A 16,507-nucleotide genomic window follows, 5' to 3' on the forward strand; every position below is an offset into this window, starting at 1 on the left:
CTCCACCAATTCCAGCCGTCCATTTATTTTTTAATAATCAGCCAGCGGTTTTATTTACCGTTTCTTCTTTTAGATAAACCCTATCCTGCAATTTCACAAAGGGAAAATACAAGATCGTAGCCATAATAAGATTGACAATTTGCACAATCACTCCCTGCCAGCCGTTTAAAAGCGCTCCTGATATTATTGCCGGTGTCGTCCAAGGTACTTGTACAGCACTAAAAGGCGACATGAATCCCAATACAATAGAACTATATGTTATTATCATTGCAATTATCGGAACAATTACAAAGGGTACTAATAAATACGGATTAAATACAATCGGCAGGCCAAAAATGATTGGCTCATTTATATTAAATAAACCGGGTACAAATGACAGTTTAGAAATAGACTTTAGTTGTTGTGATCTGGCGCAAAGAAATGATGCTATGAGAAATCCCAAAGTAAGTCCGCAGCCACCGCTTTTTATAAACACATCATTAACCTGAATGGTAATTATCTTAGCCTGCGGATTACCCAGCAGCTGCATGCCGGCATCCAATAAATGCTGATTATCAATGGCATTGGCTGTCAGGACAGGACTTATAACTCCGCCGACAACATTTGGTCCATGAATTCCCGCCCAGAATAAAATACTCTGGAGTCCGGCAATAACACTACCGCCTAATAATGTATCCGAAATATTTTGCAGAGGAGTCTGCAATATTTTGAATATCAATTCGGGGAATGTGACACCGGCTAAAACTTTGCACAATGTATAAATCACAGCTGCACCGGTAAAAAATATCAAACCGGGAACTAATGCTGAAAATGCTTTAACAACACCAGTTGGAACACTTTCCGGCATTTTAATGCCAATTTTATTTTTTTCGCAATAACAAAAAATATAAGAAACAGCAAAGCTTACAATAATTGCCGTTATAATACCATTACTGCCAGCCCACATTTTCGGTATTACATCACCAATTTTCTCACCACTCTTACTGACAATATATGATGCCGTTAAAATAAGAAAAGTGGACATTGCCATAACGGCTCCCATCATGGCGTCACAGCCTTCGGCTTCACAATACTTATAACTGATCGTCAAAACACAAATCAACGCCAAAACACTAAAAGTTGCTCCGGCTACCTGGTTCAATGGATCTGTCCAATTCGATCCAAAAATAGAAGCCATAAATTGAGCGTAACCCGGTATTGGCAGATTGGCAATCAATAAAAACGCCGACCCGCAGATAGTGAACGGCGTGGTCATGATAAACCCATCACGCAAAGCCACAACAACTTTCAGTTCAGCAAATTTACCCATAAATTCAATAAATTTATCAAATATTCTTTGTCTGGTCACTTCATTTTCATATCCTTTCCATTCCATTTGTCATACTGTTTTTTTACAAAACTTTAATCAATGACAAGCATTTCCTTCATACAATGCGCAATGTACAAGAATTTCGAATTAATATTAATACAGAGCAATCACCCAATTCAAGCAATTCATAACATTTTGGAATAATGTTCCGGCAAAATAAAAAAAATACGAAATATACTGAAACATTATTTCGTATTTAATCATTACTATGTAATTTTTTAATTATTACCTACCACAAATGCCATGAATCTTTCAATCGGCCAAATATATCCTCAAATTCCGTATAAGTGCGGCGTATATTCCAATAATCCTGCGACAATAATATGCTGAACAAAACATCTTGATAATATCGTACACCCACATTGAAAATCATATTTCCCATATCAAGATATTCTTCAGTATTTGCAATGTATAAAAATTCATCAATTAATCCTGCCAATGTGGAATTTTTTACCGGTGACAGCAAAAAAGACTTTATTTTTCTTTTTTGCAAAATTTTAGCTATATCAATCAGTCGTTTATTTTCTCCCGTCCGGCTCAAAAAAACGGCCACATGTGTATTGTCACAAGTCAATGCCCGCATATACTGACTATTGGCTGCCATTGTCACCACTGCATTTTTTTTAATCTGCAAAAAATTATATGCTGTAATTTGAGCTATATAGTAATTCACGTCAAATGCATAAAAATCTACTGTTTTGGCATCAGCGATAAATCCGGCTACCCGTATCAGCTGTTGTATATCCATTTCATTCTTTGTTTCTTCAATAGATTCTATTTCCAGAGCCGCTATCTTTTTTACAATCGAATCCGGTGGATTTTTGTCAGTGATTGGCCGGCCTTTAATAGGATATTCCAATGCAGATGTGCGATTTATTTCACTTATAAATTTTATTTTAAATTCTGTATATCCTTTAAGATTCAGTTTCTGGCAAAGACGGAATATCGCTGCCGGACTCGCAAAAGCCCGTTCAGCCAGCTCACGTATCGACAAATCGGCAATTTCCTTAGAATGAATTAAAATATATTTTATTATTGACTGTTCTGTTGAATTGAAACGCTCAGTTTCTTTCATTGCTTTCAAAAGCCGCATAATAAATCCTTTCAATAAAATAATATAACCCAAACAGGGACTGCCGCACGAACGGCATTGACATCATAAAGATGCAATTAATCACCGCTGTACCGGATTCCCATTCTTTTTAAGGAGAGCAGGGAAAACGGTATATTGCATATTATGGATGAAAATGTTCACATGCTACAGTCCCTTTGTAATATTTATAAAATTACTTATTTATAAAGAACAATGATCGTGTTATATCAAACGGCATTATACCCCAGTTCCAGTGCTTTCATATTCTGCTCTACAGTATGCGGCGGCACGCGTTTTTGCACGGAAGTCCGTGCACTGTCAATTGATACTATTTTTGATATCTTGACCAATACTCCCAGTGCAACAATATTAGTAAACAGCATTTTTCCCACCTGTTCAGAAGCAATACGTGTCACTGGCACTTTTATTACCCGGGGAAAATCCGGAATATCAGGCACCAGATCCTCATCAACTATCAAAATACCCTTGTTGCGATCCAAATCGCCATAATAATTATCAGCTGCTTTTTGCGTCAGAGACAAGACAATATCCGGCACGATTATTTTGGGATGATAAATAGGTGCATCATCAATAATCACTTCCGCCTTAGAAGCCCCGCCGCGGGCTTCAGGACCATAGGACTGCGACTGAACGACTTGACGGCCTTCACGCATTGCTGCTTCGGCAAAAATAATTGCCGCAGTGATTACACCCTGCCCGCCGGAACCTGATAACCTCAATTGTTTCATCATTTTTTACCCCCTTGGGCACTTGCAATAACTTCAGCATAGGCCTTTGTATATTCTTCAAACTGCCTCTTTAAAAATACACCAATAGGAAATTTATCCGATCTTTTTTCTTCTGGCAGCTTATCCCATGCTTTCTGCAAAACAGCATGATCGCGCAGCCAAGCCATCATTTGTGCCGGTTCCGGCATTTTATTTTTTCGTCCATAGGCTGTAGGACATTGAACTACAGCCTCAATGAAAGAAAACCCTTCAACAGAAATTCCTTCGGCAATCATATCCGTTAAATGCTGGACATGAAAGGCAGTACTGCGCGCGACATAAGAAGCTCCCGCAGCCGAAGCCAGCTGGCAGGCATCAAAAGGCCGGTCAACACTGCCGTATGGTGCCGTAGTAGCCTTTTTATGTAAAGGTGTCATCGGTGAAGCCTGCCCGCCGGTCATCCCATAAATTGCATTATTGAAAAGCACTACTGTCAAATCAATATTGCGTCTGGCTCCGTGAATGAAATGATTACCGCCGATCGCCGTGCAGTCACCATCACCGGTAATCACAATCACATTCAATTCCGGATTGGCCAATTTTATCCCGGTAGCAAAAGGAATAGCCCGGCCGTGCGCCGTATGCAGCGTATCAAAATCCATATACCCGGATGCTCGCGATGAACAACCTATTCCCGATACAATAACCGTTTTATCACGGGGAAGTTTCCTCTTTTCTACAGCTTCAACTATTGCTTTCATTACAGTTCCGTTACCGCAGCCGGGACACCAGATATGCGGCAGACGATTTTGTCGAAAATATTTTTCGTAAGTACGTTCCTGCATTATATTCTGCCCCCTGTAAGGTTTTCTATTCCGTCCACAATTTCGTCCGGTGTAAATAATAGAGTATTGTATTTAGCCAGCAGGCTTACCGGACATCTGCCGGCTGCAGCGCGTTCCACTTCATACTTGAGCTGCCCGTAATTGAGTTCCGGCACCAATATTGCCCTTACTTTTTCAGCCGTTTGTTCTATTATTTTGTTGGCGAACGGCCAGATTGTCATCAATCTAATCATGCCGACTTTCAATCCTTTTGCCCGCGCCTTTCGTACTGCCTCATAAGCTGTACGAGCCACACCACCATATGATACTACGGCATATTCCGCATCTTCCATAAAAAATTCATCATAATGGGTTATCTCATCTTGTGCTATGGCAATTTTGCGATGCAATCTGTCTATAAATTTTTCGGTCACTACCGGGCTGCCGGATGGAAAACCGGTATAATCATGGATCAGACCTGTTACATGAATACGATAACCCGTGCCAAAATCAGCCGGATTAGGCACCATGTCCTGTTCTGGTTCATAGGGCTGATAGCCGGCAGCACGGCTTTTGGTCGGGCGGCGCCGTGGATAGACAGTAATATCACTGGCATTCGGCAGCTGAACATTTTCACGCAGGTGCCCAACTATTTCATCCATCAGCAAGATAACCGGCGTACGAAATCTTTCAGCATAATTAACAGCCATTACTGCCGCATCAAAAGTTTCCCGTACTGTCCATGGTGATAATGCAATCATCGGATGATCCCCGTGAGTTCCCCACCGGACCTGCATAACATCGCCCTGTGAAGGTGAAGTTGGCTGTCCGGTAGACGGTCCTACCCTTTGTACATCGACTATCACAACTGGTATTTCAGCACAGGCCGCATAACCAATCAATTCCTGTTTAAGAGAAAATCCCGGTCCTGAAGTGGCTGTCAACACTTTCCGTCCGGCCAGTGATGCGCCTAAAACAACACCCATGCCACTAATTTCATCTTCCATCTGAATAAAACAGCCGCCCAAAGCGGGTAGCTTTTTAGCCATCGTTTCTGCAATCTCCGTTGAAGGGGTTATCGGATAGCCGCCAAAAAATCTTACTCCGGCCGCGAGAGCACCTGCTGCACAAGCTTCATTTCCCTGCATCAATTTCATTTCTGTCATGCGTACACCTTCTTATCTACAAAAATAGCATAATCCGGACAACGCAATTCGCATTGACCACAAGCGATACAATCATCAGGTCTTACAACACTGCAGTGTCCTAATGTATCCAGCTGCAAAACTTTCTTCGGACAAAAAGCTACGCAGATACCACATCCCTTGCAACGTTCCGATTTCAAAAAAATTTCTGTGTCCATAATGTTTCCTCCCTGCATCGTCTTTTGATTACCGTCGGTAATAAATACATCTCGACGTACCTCAGCTAAAAATATATCGAAATTTTTACCGATAAGTTCTCTGTAATTATTTTAAAAGGATGCCGATTTAATGATATATTTGGTATTTCTTATCAGCATTCCATCAATAAATGCGTTTTGCGGCAATAAGCTATATTATAAAGAGTTTTGTTCTTTTTGACAATACTGTATAATTAAAATTTATATTACATTGTTACTTAAATCCTATTATTACTGACTTTCTGTCAGTAAATTAAATTTTACATCCGTATATATCTCAAATGTGCGCGGCCAAGGAAAAAATACTGCCGCCCGCAGGTTGCGTATATATATTTTTTTCTTTCCATCCGGCGTGTCAATCCTTATAGGAGCACGCGACGCTTTACTATAGGCAAACTTATCCAGCTGGCGCTGCAGTGATATGCTCAGCATCTGATTTGCCCACAGATAATTATTATCCATATTAAGGTCGCCCACATTATCAATACCGGCTTTACGCAAGGCAGTATTTACGGCATCAATTGTTCCTTTTAAATAGAAATAGTCTTCTGTAAAATGGTCATAAAGTATTGTCAGATTATTATAGGAAAGCCTCAGTGCGTCTGCTTCATTTGCTTCATTATGCTGAGCCAGACAGTATATAGACGCCTGTGCCACTGCCGTGCCAATAGAATTACTGACTGTATTCCAACCCGAATATGCGGTTAATTGATTCACCGGTATATCGTCTGCCAATAACACAGGAAATAATGTTTCATCAGCGGTAAAATGTCTGCTGAGATCAACCAAAGCAACCTTTTTCCCTTCATCCAGCCAATTTTTTAACTGCTGGGCAGCCAAACGACGTACCGATAGACTTTCAACATCACCAATGTGCATGTATAAAATAAAATCGGCCTCATCTGGTGATTTTACGGGTCTTCCGCCCGTCATTTCTATCTTTTCTTCAACAATCTGTTTAACCGGTGCCGCCATATATGGAAATATTTTATCAGCAGCTGCGTCATCTGTGTACGCGGCATATATTTTAGGTTGATACACCGTGGCATTAAACTGCTGCGCCATGTTAAACAGTAATGACATGGCGACCTCATCGGCTCCATGCGTTACAACAGCCTGTCCGGCATTAAGATTCTTCTGTACTATATAGCGCTGTAAAAAACGCCGCTCAATATTTGGCATACCGTATTCTTCACCATCATCCTGACCAATGACAATTTTATTTATAATACCAGCAGCGCACAGATCAATTAATTCTTTATTCAATTGTAAATTTTTTTCATACAATAATTCATATTGCTCTAAATGCTTCTGTGAAATTTTACCTCGCAGCTCAGCCAGTTTTTTCAAATCTTTTTCATCATAGAATTGACTAAATCTATCAACCAGCCGTGAATATTCCATCAAATTCTTTATATCCTTCGCTGCATCGATATTAGCTGGCGGTGTTATACGCGGCAATATATTAAACACATATATAGGCAGTGATTTATTGGTTTCACGTATTTGTTTCAATGCCGACCACACTGCATTTTCATCTGTATGTCTGCCAAAAGACTGACGTGAAGCCAAAAGCCCGCCGTAAAGCAATTGATCCGTCGACACAATGATCCCATCAGCCTTTGTAGCATTATTCATCAGCCAGTCACGCAGTTTTCCGGTGTCACCCGCCTCAGTATAATAGTCCATTATTTCCTGTGGCGGCACAATTACCCTTATATTTACCAACTTACCAGCATCTATTACAAATTTTGAACAGGGAGGTCGGCTGTCCAATGGAATGAGCAAGACACACTTCGTATATTTTTGCTCAATATTTACATTATTTTCCGGCCCTGTGAAGCTTATCTGCTGAAAAACAACAACAGTAAATATCGCCAGCGCTATAAAAAATATACTTCTTTTATACAAAACATTCATCCTTTTCAGTGTTTTGCTATTTATTTATATACATTATAGCATAAATATACAAACATTATTTTACTATAAATTTCCCGGATTTTCTAATAAAATCATTATAATTATAACAATAAATCCCCCGCTGGAAAAGACGGTCATTATTTATGCAGCACCGGGTAACAGTATCCTGCCCTGATAACGGAGATATCGCACCGATATTTGTATCATCAGCGCCACCCAATTTTTCTATCTGCCAAGTCAAATTTTTTCTATGTCCAACATAAGAATTTAATTTTATAGAGAAAATTTGCATCATTATATCTTCTTATCGCTCGCAAATTCTTGCATCTCAAGCTATATTTTGATAAAATCTATACATATAAATATATAAATTAATATTTTTCACATAATACTCGGGTGACACTTATGGAAAACAAACTGACAATAGAAATTTATGGAGAACAATATCCGATAAAGGGTGATGTCGATATCGAATATATGAGAGAACTGGCTGATATGGTCGACAACAAAATGCGTAAGCTGGTAAAAAAGAATCAATACCTGCCTATTCAGCGTATTGGCGTATTGACGGCACTCCATATTGCTGATGATTATTTTCAGCTGAAAAAGGATTATGATGAGCTGATCAAGCTATTGGAAGATAAATAATATTTCACTATTTTTACAAAAGATAATGCGGTATGGATTTCCATGCCGTTTATTTTATTACATTATATCAACATATCAACGATTCTACGTTGTGGAGGTACTTTTTTTGGTTGAATTACTTGCCCCAGCCGGTACCTGGGAAGCTTTTAAAGCCGCTGTTGAAAGCGGCGCTGATGCCATATATCTGGCAGGAGAGAATTTTGGTGCGCGGGCTTTCGCCGCCAACTTTGATACTACCGCGTTAAAAAAAGCCGTGGACTTCGCCCATCTGCGCAATACGGCTGTCCACGTTACTGTCAACACCTTGGTGGATGACAGTGAACTCAATAAATTGGCTGATTATTTACTTTATCTATATTCTATCAACGTTGATGCCATCATTGTACAAGATCTAGGAGTTGCTAAAATTGCCCGCTGCATTGTTCCCGATCTGCCACTGCATGCCAGTACTCAAATGAGTGTAAATAATCTTGACAGCGTTAAGATGATGGAAAAACTGCATTTCAGCAGAGTCGTATTAGCCAGAGAAGTCAGTCTGAACGATATTGAATTCATCTGCCGTAATACTTCAATCGAAATAGAAACTTTTATTCATGGTGCTATCTGTGTATGCTATTCCGGGCAATGCCTCATGAGCAGCATGATCGGCGGCAGGAGTGGTAACCGGGGCTGTTGTGCACAGCCGTGCCGCCTGCCTTATACTCTTGTTGACAAAAATGATAATGATCTTCTAAATGGCACTGATGCCGGTCAATACCTGCTCAGTCCGCGTGATATGAAAACAATTGACCTGTTGCCGCAATTAATTGAAGCCGGTGTCAAATCGTTTAAAATAGAAGGCCGGATGAAAAAACCAGAATACGTTGCCATTGCGGTTAATGCTTACAGAAATAAAATAGACGATTATTATAAAAAGTCTGCCAATTACAATATCCGGCAGACAGACAAAGAACTTTCGCAAATATTTAATCGTGATTTTACTACGGCCTATCTTCAGGGACATCAGGGCAAAAACATGATGAGTGACCGTAAACCTAATAATCGGGGTCTACTCATTGGACGGGTCCAAAAATATAATAAAAAGACTTTTATTGCCGATATCAAACTGTCAGATGAACTTAATCTCGGTGATAAAATTGATTTTTGGGTAAAAGTAGGCGGCCGGGTAAACATGAACGTAACTGCAATGAAGGTTGCCGGGGAATCGGTCGAAACCGCAAAATGCGGTGATATTGTGAGTATAAAACTGCCCGGTCATGTGCAAGAACATGATCGTTTATTTAAAATAGCCGATGCCAAATTGAACGAAAAAGCCAAAAATTTCTTTAATAATAGTGATCCTGTACGCCGCATCCCGCTGAAAATAAATTTATCGGCCCATATTGGTTCGCCAATAAAATTACAGCTGAGTGATGACTGCGGCCGGCTTGAATTTACAGCTGATTTTGTTGCAGAAAGAGCACTAAAACGACCGCTCACTTATGATACCGTCAATAAGCAAATGGGCCGTCTCGGCAATACCATCTACCAATTAGACGAGCTTACCTGTGATATTGGTGCCGATGTAATGGTACCAGTGAGCGTACTAAATGATGTTCGGCGTCAGGCTGTTGACAAACTGCTTGTCAAGCGTCGTGAACGCTTCAACCACCCTGCTCCTGATTTCACCGACTGGCACAAAACAATCTTTCATCATGCTGTGTTCCGCCCCCAAAAAACCTCTTTGATAACTGCTGTTGACAGTATCGACAAACTACAGGGTGCTTTAAAAGGCGGCTGTGATGCTATATTATTTGGCGGTGATTCATACAATCATCAGCATATATCCATAGAAACCTATCAACAGGCAGTAGACTTGTGTCACTGTGCTGAAGTAAAAATTTATCTGGCGATGCCGCGTATTTTATGTCAATCACAAATGAAATATATGGATTTACTTTTTTCTCAATTGGATTTGACAAAATTTGCCGGTATTTATGCCCATACTGCCGGTCAAATAAGAAAAATCAACATTTTTCGCCGGGATACGAATATAAATCTACCACTTTGGGCCGACTTTTCCATGAACACTTTTAATTCTGCCTGTCTTACTACTTTGGCTGATATGGATGTTCAAGCTGCTGTATTGTCTCCTGAGTTGAACCTGCAGCAAATAAAGAACCTCTCAGCCAATTCACATCTGCCACTGGAAGTAATAGTCAGCGGCAACATTGAATTAATGGTATCTGAATACTGTGCAATCGGCAGTTTTCTGGGAAATCTCCACAAGGGTAATTGCACGGCACCTTGCCACCAAAACAGATTTTATCTAAAAGACCGCAAGTCCGAACACTTTCCAGTTGTCACCGACCAATTTTGTCACATGCACATTTTAAACGGTCGCAAACTGGTGATGCTAGCCCATATACCCGATGTCCAGAATGCGGGTATCAGCCGCATTCGTATCGACGGTCGCTACGAAACTGCCAATAAGCTGGAATCAATAGTGAAAATTTATCATGAAGTTCTGCAAAGGGGTAAACATCACAAAATATTTAAGAGCAATAGCATTGAAAGTATAGAAGGAACCAACTTCACCCGCGGTCATTTTTTCCGTGGCATACTAAACAATGAATAATGGTGAATAAATGGAACAATCAACTATCAAACTGCTTCAATACAATAAAATAATTACTAAATTGGAACAAAAGGCCCATACGGTCCAAGGGCGGGAAATGCTCAAGGTCTTACTTCCTTCTATCGATTATGAAGAAATAAAGTCAGCGTTAACACAAACTCATGAGGCTCAGGCTGTATTGGCTGAAGCGGAACCGCCTTTCGGCGGGATATTTGATATTCGCTTATCTTTAAAAAAAGCCGCTATGCAAATAATACTGGAACCTGAATCTTTATTAAATATTTCCAGTACTATGTATGGTATGCGCAATATAAAAACTTTTTTTAAAGAATGTCCTGTAGATTGCCCCCAGCTCAAAACCTGGTCAGCCTCCATCGAAATTCTGGGACAGTTAGAACATCAAATCAACAATATTGTCGACGAACATGGCAGTATCCGTGACACAGCCAGTAATGAATTGTATCAATTGCGGCAAGAACTGAAAACTTTGCAACGTCGTGTAAAATCTTCCATGGACAATATATTAAAAAATCCCGATATGCAAAAATATTTTCAAGAAACTATTATAACTGTTCGCAATGAACGCTATGTTATTCCTATAAAACAGGAATATCGGCAATTTTTTCCCGGCATAGTACATGACCAATCGGCCAGCGGTTCCACTTTGTTTATCGAACCAATGACAATCGCTGCCATGAACAATGACATAAAGCGCTGCCAGTTGAATGAAAAAAAAGAAATAGAACGGATCTTAAAGAATATCTCCGGCCAGATTGCCAAAAATGCTTCTATTTTACGGTATAATTGTAATTTTATCGCCCTGCTTGACTTTACCTGTGCCAAAGCAAAATTAGCTGCCGATATGCACGCCGTTTTTCCCATTTTAAATGAAACCGGACGCACCGACCTGCTTTCGGCACGTCATCCTCTGCTGCCAGCAGAAAAAGTCGTACCCATTAATATAAAAATTGGCCAGAAGTACCGGGCACTGCTGATTACCGGACCGAATACCGGTGGTAAGACGGTCAGCCTTAAAACCTTTGGTCTTATTGTATTAATGGCTCAATCAGGACTTTTCATCCCGGCAAATGAAGGCTCGGAACTTTCTATCTATAAAAATGTGTTCGCCGACATTGGTGATGAACAAAGCATTGAACAAAATCTGAGTACATTTTCGGCACATATGACACATATAATCCATATTTTAGCAAACGTTGATTCTTCTGCCTTGGTTCTGCTTGATGAATTGGGTTCAGGCACCGATCCTGAAGAAGGAGCTGCGCTTGCCATGTCCATTCTTGAAAAATTACTTGAAATCAATGCTTCTATAGTAGCCACGACTCACTACAATGAGCTAAAAACTTTTGCTTACAGTCATAATAATATTGAAAACGCCAGTGTGGAATTTGACATTAAGACACTGCAGCCGACTTACCGGCTGCTTATAGGTATTCCTGGTGCAAGTAATGCCTTTGCTATAAGTAGTCGGCTGGGTCTGCCGGAATCAATAATTTTGCGGGGCAAACAGCTCATAAAAGCAGACCATGCCAATTTTGAAAATGTTTTAAATACATTGGAAACCGAAAAACTTATTTATGAACAAAAAAATGCAGTTATCACTGAAAAGGAACACCACATATTCAATTTAGAAAAACGACTCAAAGAACAGCAATATGAACTTTCTCAGAAAAAAAATCAATCAATCCGCAAAACACAAAAAGAATGTGCTGATTTACTACGGGAAACGCGTCGTCAGGCCGAAACCATCATCAAAGAACTAAAAGCACAATTTAATGACGCAGGTATAACAAAGCGCCAATCCGTCATAAATTCCGCCCGGGAAAAATTACATTTCAGTATGAATAAATACACCAATATCAATAACACGCCTGCACACGACGGTACAAAAATCAACATTGAGACCCTTCAGCCGGGTGATATAGTATACTTAAAAAAACTACACCAACAAGGTACTGTAGCGGAAATTCGCGGTGATGAACTGATAATTCTGCTGGGCGGCTTAAAAACCACAGTAAAAGCAACGCAGTGCTTGTTTATAAAACATCATACATTGCCCAATACTACTGAACCCAATCATCGCAAGAGCTTTTCACAGGCAGATAAAACCGCTCAGGTCAGTCGACAAATTGACATACGCGGCCTAATGGTGGATGAGGCAGAAGAAGTATTGGACAAATATATTGACGATGCCGTCATGGCCGGATTAAAACAAATCATTATCATTCACGGTAAAGGAACCGGTGCTTTGCGTAAGGGAATCCATGAATATTTAAAAAAACATCACAATGTCTTCGATTATTCCCTGGCCGATATAAATGAAGGCGGCAGCGGTGCCACAGTAGTTAGCCTGCAATAAACGACCACCATATACAGATAAGTGGTAACATTTGCGAATTTATGGTATCATAGCATTTGATAAATATTTTATCATATCAAATGCTATAATGATCATTACTGTTCAATTATTAATGGGAACAGTTAATACCATGGGGTTTTACCCCGCATCCAGCTAGGAGGATATACATGGATAACCGCACACAAATGCACAACCGCAGGCGTCGTACTTCCCAGAATAACGGTTGGCAAAAAACTTTGTCAATTTTTGCCATAGTACTCGTCGTAATGGTGGTTGGCGTCGGCTGTGGTTTTTTAACAGCATCAATAAATACAAAACCAGATATGCTTCACAATATAGACCCACCGGCTTCTTCTCAGCTCTACGACATAAACGGGAATTTGATAAAAAATGTGCACGCTGTGGAAAACCGTGTTCCTGTCCCACTTGAAAAAATACCGATAAACCTGCAAAATGCTTTCATTGCCAATGAAGATGCCCGTTTTTACGATCATTTTGGCATTGACCCACGCGGTATTTTACGCGCAGTCTGGGCCAATCTTACTAACCATGAAATTGCGGAAGGCGGCAGTACTATAACCCAGCAATTAGCTAAAAATGCCTATCTCAGCCAAGACCGTACCTGGAAAAGAAAGATTCAGGAAGTATTCCTGGCTTTGGAATTAGAACACCAATATACAAAAAAAGAAATCCTTGAAATGTATTTGAATCAAATATACTTTGGTCAGGGTGCTTATGGTGTGGAAGCCGCGGCCCAAACTTACTTTGGCAAAGATGTTTCTGAACTTGATTTATCAGAATGTGCCATGCTTGCCGGTATCCCCCGCAGTCCGAATTATTATTCCCCATTAAATAATCTGGCTGCTGCCAAGGAACGCAAAACTGTAGTTTTACAGCAAATGGAAAAGTATAACTACATAAATGACAATCAATTGCAGCAGGCTGACCGGGAAGAATTGAAACTCAATTCCGGTAAAAAATCTACAGATGATGATACGGCCTCATATTTCATTGATTATATAACACAGACACTAATTGATAAATACGGCGCTGATAAAGTTTACAAAGAAGGTTTGAAAATCTATACAACTATAGATATGTCAATGCAGCGCGATGCTGAAGCAGCTATGAAAAATCTGCCCAACTCCCGAAAAGATAAAAACAACCTCGAACAGCCGCAGGGGGCACTTGTTGCCATTGATCCCCACACAGGCTATATAAAGGCTATGGTTGGCGGACGCGGTACGGATAAATTCAATCGAGCCACTATGGCTGTACGACAACCCGGTTCATCATTTAAACCATTTGTATTTGCTACAGCCTTTGAAAATAACATGACACCTGATACCAGAGTCGATGACAGTGAAATAAAAATTGGTACATGGCAGCCGCAAAATGATGACCATCAATTCCATGGTGTAGTCAATATTCGCCAGATTGCCACTGAATCAATAAATATACCGACGATAAAATTGGCTTATTCATTAGGAATTGACAGTGTTTTGAGCACTGCACAAAAGCTGGGTATATCGACCTTAGTTCTAGATGGAGCCAAAAATGACCGTAATCTGGCATCAGCACTTGGCGGATTGACTAAAGGCGTGACTCCTTTGGAAATGGCCGCAGCTTACAGCGCTTTTGACAATCAGGGTGTATATATCAAACCAACGGCTATAATTAAAATTGTCGACCGCACCGGTAAAACCATTGAAGAACACCAACCGGAAAAACATCAGGCCATAACACAGCGCAGTGCATATCTGCTTACCAGTATACTGCAAAATGCACTTGCCAACGGGACCGGCTCCCGAGCCAATATTGGCCGTCCGGCAGCCGGCAAGACCGGTACTACTGATAATTATCAAGATGCCTGGTTTATTGGTTATACCCCAGATCTGGTCACATCAGTATGGGTTGGCTGTGATGATAACGCAGTAATGCCCGGTATGTATGGCGGAACCACACCAGCCTTAATTTGGAAGGCTTTCATGTCTAAGGCACTTTCCGGTACTAAAGCAGACAATTTTCCTGATGCCGATGGAACTATCAGCAGCGGTAATGCTGAGCTGCATACTGACCTTGACAATAATAAAGTTTTGCAAAAACCATCTGAACAAGATAAAAAAGCTGCAAACAAGGATAAAAACGACAATGCTAATAAAGCTGCTGCCTCCGCCGATAATAAGAAAACCAGCCCTGATAAACATATCCCGGCTATACCGCAGGAATCTCCGGCTCTGCAGCCTGAACCAGGTGAACAAGGCGGCAAGGGTCAAAATTAGCTTTAGGAGGACTTTGATTGAACGTATATGACACATTAAAAGAGCGTGGTTATATAGCTCAGGTTACCCATGAAGAAGAAATAAGAAATTTATTGGAAAAGGAAAAAATCACTTTTTATATTGGTTTTGATCCTACTGCAGACAGTTTGCATGTCGGCCATTTTCTTGGAATGATGGTAATGGCCCATATGCAGCGCGCCGGTCATCGTCCGATCTGTCTGGTCGGTGGTGGAACCGGAACTGTCGGTGATCCATCCGGCCGCACTGATATGCGTAAAATGCTTACTGATGAAATAATTGAACATAATTGTAATCGTTTTAAAGATCAAATGCGTCATTTCATTGATTTTACTGATGGCAAAGCCCTATTCGTAAACAATGGTGAATGGCTGCGCAAATTGAATTATATTGATTTATTGCGTGACGTAGGTCCACATTTCACTGTCAATCGAATGTTAACGGCAGAATGCTATAAGCAACGTATGGAAAAAGGGTTAACTTTTCTCGAATTCAATTATATGATCATGCAGGCCTATGATTTCATGGAATTAAACCGTCGTTATAACTGTAAAATGGAAATGGGCGGTGATGATCAGTGGTCTAACATTATTGCCGGCGTTGAGCTGCTGCGCCGTAAATATGAAGCTCCGGCTTATGGCCTGACTTTTACCTTACTTACTACCAGTGAGGGTAAAAAAATGGGAAAAACTGCCAAGGGCGCTTTATGGCTTGATCCTAAAAAAACATCACCATATGAATTTTATCAATATTGGCGCAGCATAAACGATTCCGATGTAAAAAAATGTCTGTCTTTATTGACTTTTATCCCAATGGATGAGGTCAATAGACTCAGCAGCTTAAAAGATGAAAAAATAAATGAAGCTAAAAAAATTCTGGCTTACGAAGTAACCAAAATGGTCCATGGGAAACAAGAGGCTGAAAAGGCTAAGGAAGCTGCCGAAGCTCTGTTTACAGGGCAGGGTACTCTTGAAAATGCTCCTACAATAAAAATAAGTACAGAGCAGCTTAACGGCAAACTGCTCAATATACTGGTGACTAATAACATTCTTGCTTCCAAAGGTGAGGGTAAACGTCTTATCCAGCAAGGTGGGATTTCTCTTAATGACAAAAAATTAAATGACGTTGAACGGCTGCTCACAGCAGCTGACTTCAACGATGGATTTTGCATGGTAAGAAAGGGTAAGAAAAAATACTACCGTTTAATTTTTAAATAACAACAACTATAT

At 40.4% G+C, this 16,507-nt stretch carries 13 protein-coding genes; 5 read left to right on the forward strand and 8 right to left on the reverse strand.

Features of this window, described 5'->3' with window-relative positions:
- Positions 1–37: 37 nt before the first annotated feature.
- From F8M42_RS09730 to F8M42_RS09765, 8 genes are all read right to left on the reverse strand, one after another.
- Complete coding sequence (locus F8M42_RS09730; protein ID WP_231035217.1) at positions 38–1,375, reverse strand: PTS sugar transporter subunit IIC; 1,338 nt, start codon at positions 1,373–1,375, stop codon at positions 38–40.
- A gap of 223 nt (positions 1,376–1,598) precedes the next feature.
- The gene (locus F8M42_RS09735) at positions 1,599–2,462 is read right to left on the reverse strand and encodes a MurR/RpiR family transcriptional regulator (RefSeq protein ID WP_182186334.1); all 864 of its coding nucleotides are present in this window, start codon (positions 2,460–2,462) and stop codon (positions 1,599–1,601) included.
- 227 nt (positions 2,463–2,689) lie between these two features.
- Positions 2,690–3,214 carry a 2-oxoacid:acceptor oxidoreductase family protein gene (locus tag F8M42_RS09740; protein WP_182186335.1) on the reverse strand — a complete coding sequence of 175 codons (525 nt, stop codon included), beginning with the start codon at positions 3,212–3,214 and terminating at the stop codon, positions 2,690–2,692.
- Positions 3,211–4,035 carry a 2-oxoacid:ferredoxin oxidoreductase subunit beta gene (locus F8M42_RS09745; RefSeq protein WP_182186337.1) on the reverse strand — a complete coding sequence of 275 codons (825 nt, stop codon included), beginning with the start codon at positions 4,033–4,035 and terminating at the stop codon, positions 3,211–3,213. Before F8M42_RS09745 ends, F8M42_RS09740 begins: the two co-directional genes overlap by 4 nt.
- Positions 4,035–5,180, reverse strand: a complete 1,146-nt coding sequence (locus tag F8M42_RS09750) for a 2-oxoacid:acceptor oxidoreductase subunit alpha (RefSeq protein ID WP_182186339.1) — start codon at positions 5,178–5,180, stop codon at positions 4,035–4,037. The genes F8M42_RS09745 and F8M42_RS09750 overlap by 1 nt, the downstream gene beginning before the upstream one ends.
- Positions 5,177–5,377: a 4Fe-4S binding protein gene (locus F8M42_RS09755; protein ID WP_182186341.1), complete on the reverse strand. Its 201-nt coding sequence runs from the start codon at positions 5,375–5,377 to the stop codon at positions 5,177–5,179. Before F8M42_RS09755 ends, F8M42_RS09750 begins: the two co-directional genes overlap by 4 nt.
- Positions 5,378–5,647: 270 nt before the next feature.
- On the reverse strand, positions 5,648–7,327 hold the full coding sequence (locus F8M42_RS09760; protein WP_182186342.1) for a DUF4127 family protein: 1,680 nt from the start codon (positions 7,325–7,327) through the stop codon (positions 5,648–5,650).
- A gap of 64 nt (positions 7,328–7,391) precedes the next feature.
- Complete coding sequence (locus F8M42_RS09765; RefSeq protein ID WP_182186344.1) at positions 7,392–7,631, reverse strand: hypothetical protein; 240 nt, start codon at positions 7,629–7,631, stop codon at positions 7,392–7,394.
- 110 nt (positions 7,632–7,741) lie between these two features.
- Between F8M42_RS09765 and F8M42_RS09770 the strand changes: the two genes are divergently transcribed.
- From F8M42_RS09770 to tyrS, 5 genes are all read left to right on the forward strand, one after another.
- A complete protein-coding gene (locus tag F8M42_RS09770; protein ID WP_182186346.1) occupies positions 7,742–7,984 on the forward strand; it encodes a cell division protein ZapA in 243 nt (80 codons plus the stop codon).
- Between the two features lie 106 nt (positions 7,985–8,090).
- Positions 8,091–10,601 carry a DUF3656 domain-containing U32 family peptidase gene (locus F8M42_RS09775; protein ID WP_182186348.1) on the forward strand — a complete coding sequence of 837 codons (2,511 nt, stop codon included), beginning with the start codon at positions 8,091–8,093 and terminating at the stop codon, positions 10,599–10,601.
- Positions 10,602–10,611: 10 nt separating this feature from the next.
- Positions 10,612–12,978: an endonuclease MutS2 gene (locus F8M42_RS09780; protein WP_182186350.1), complete on the forward strand. Its 2,367-nt coding sequence runs from the start codon at positions 10,612–10,614 to the stop codon at positions 12,976–12,978.
- Between the two features lie 167 nt (positions 12,979–13,145).
- Entirely contained in the window at positions 13,146–15,260 is a 2,115-nt protein-coding gene (locus F8M42_RS09785; RefSeq protein ID WP_182186352.1) for a transglycosylase domain-containing protein, read from the forward strand.
- 17 nt (positions 15,261–15,277) lie between these two features.
- Positions 15,278–16,495 carry a tyrosine--tRNA ligase gene (gene tyrS, locus F8M42_RS09790; RefSeq protein ID WP_182186354.1) on the forward strand — a complete coding sequence of 406 codons (1,218 nt, stop codon included), beginning with the start codon at positions 15,278–15,280 and terminating at the stop codon, positions 16,493–16,495.
- Positions 16,496–16,507: the final 12 nt, after the last annotated feature.

It is taken from the genome of Pectinatus frisingensis (assembly GCF_014076555.1).
In the GTDB taxonomy this organism is placed as follows: Bacteria; Bacillota; Negativicutes; order Selenomonadales; family Selenomonadaceae; genus Pectinatus; species Pectinatus frisingensis.

What these genes read in the sequence shown, in the direction of transcription:
- F8M42_RS09730 (WP_231035217.1), bottom strand. Translation starts at nt 1,375, where the DNA reads ATGGAATGGAAAGGATATGAAAATGAAGTGACCAGACAAAGAATATTT.
- F8M42_RS09735 (WP_182186334.1), bottom strand. Translation starts at nt 2,462, where the DNA reads ATGCGGCTTTTGAAAGCAATGAAAGAAACTGAGCGTTTCAATTCAACA.
- F8M42_RS09740 (WP_182186335.1), bottom strand. Translation starts at nt 3,214, where the DNA reads ATGATGAAACAATTGAGGTTATCAGGTTCCGGCGGGCAGGGTGTAATC.
- F8M42_RS09745 (WP_182186337.1), bottom strand. Translation starts at nt 4,035, where the DNA reads ATGCAGGAACGTACTTACGAAAAATATTTTCGACAAAATCGTCTGCCG.
- F8M42_RS09750 (WP_182186339.1), bottom strand. Translation starts at nt 5,180, where the DNA reads ATGACAGAAATGAAATTGATGCAGGGAAATGAAGCTTGTGCAGCAGGT.
- F8M42_RS09755 (WP_182186341.1), bottom strand. Translation starts at nt 5,377, where the DNA reads ATGGACACAGAAATTTTTTTGAAATCGGAACGTTGCAAGGGATGTGGT.
- F8M42_RS09765 (WP_182186344.1), bottom strand. Translation starts at nt 7,631, where the DNA reads ATGATGCAAATTTTCTCTATAAAATTAAATTCTTATGTTGGACATAGA.
- F8M42_RS09770 (WP_182186346.1), top strand. Translation starts at nt 7,742, where the DNA reads ATGGAAAACAAACTGACAATAGAAATTTATGGAGAACAATATCCGATA.
- F8M42_RS09780 (WP_182186350.1), top strand. Translation starts at nt 10,612, where the DNA reads ATGGAACAATCAACTATCAAACTGCTTCAATACAATAAAATAATTACT.
- F8M42_RS09785 (WP_182186352.1), top strand. Translation starts at nt 13,146, where the DNA reads ATGGATAACCGCACACAAATGCACAACCGCAGGCGTCGTACTTCCCAG.